Below are 713 nucleotides of genomic sequence, written 5' to 3'. Positions count from 1 at the left end.
CTCCTCCCAAAGAGTAACGGAGGAGCACGAAGGTTGGCTAAGTACGGTCGGACATCGTACGGTTAGTGTAATGGTAGAAGCCAGCTTAACTGCGAGACAGACACGTCGAGCAGGTACGAAAGTAGGTCATAGTGATCCGGTGGTTCTGAATGGAAGGGCCATCGCTCAACGGATAAAAGGTACTCCGGGGATAACAGGCTGATACCGCCCAAGAGTTCATATCGACGGCGGTGTTTGGCACCTCGATGTCGGCTCATCACATCCTGGGGCTGAAGTCGGTCCCAAGGGTATGGCTGTTCGCCATTTAAAGTGGTACGCGAGCTGGGTTTAGAACGTCGTGAGACAGTTCGGTCCCTATCTGCCGTGGGCGTTTGAGAATTGAGAGGGGTTGCTCCTAGTACGAGAGGACCGGAGTGAACGAACCGCTGGTGTTCGGGTTGTCATGCCAATGGCATTGCCCGGTAGCTACGTTCGGAACTGATAAGCGCTGAAAGCATCTAAGCGCGAAGCAGGCCTCGAGATGAGTTCTCACTAGAGCTATAAGCTCTCTGAAGGGCCGTTGGAGACTACAACGTTGATAGGCTGGGTGTGGAAGCATAGTGATATGTTAAGCTAACCAGTACTAATTACCCGTGAGGCTTAACCATACAACGCCAAAGTGGTTTAAGCGACAGAAGTTAGTGTTACTAAAGTAGCGTTTTACAAGAATTAGT

Annotated in this window: 1 rRNA gene; it reads left to right on the top strand. The window is 51.1% G+C overall.

The features are described 5' to 3' along the window. Positions 1 to 647: ribosomal RNA gene (locus PCIT_RS00040) — 23S ribosomal RNA — on the top strand; the annotation flags it as partial. Positions 648 to 713 lie beyond the last annotated feature (66 nt).

The sequence above is a fragment of the Pseudoalteromonas citrea genome (assembly GCF_000238375.3).
GTDB classification, from domain to species: Bacteria; Pseudomonadota; Gammaproteobacteria; order Enterobacterales; family Alteromonadaceae; genus Pseudoalteromonas; species Pseudoalteromonas citrea.
Note: the sequence above shows the minus strand (reverse complement) of the source record. Positions and strands in the feature narration are given on the sequence as shown.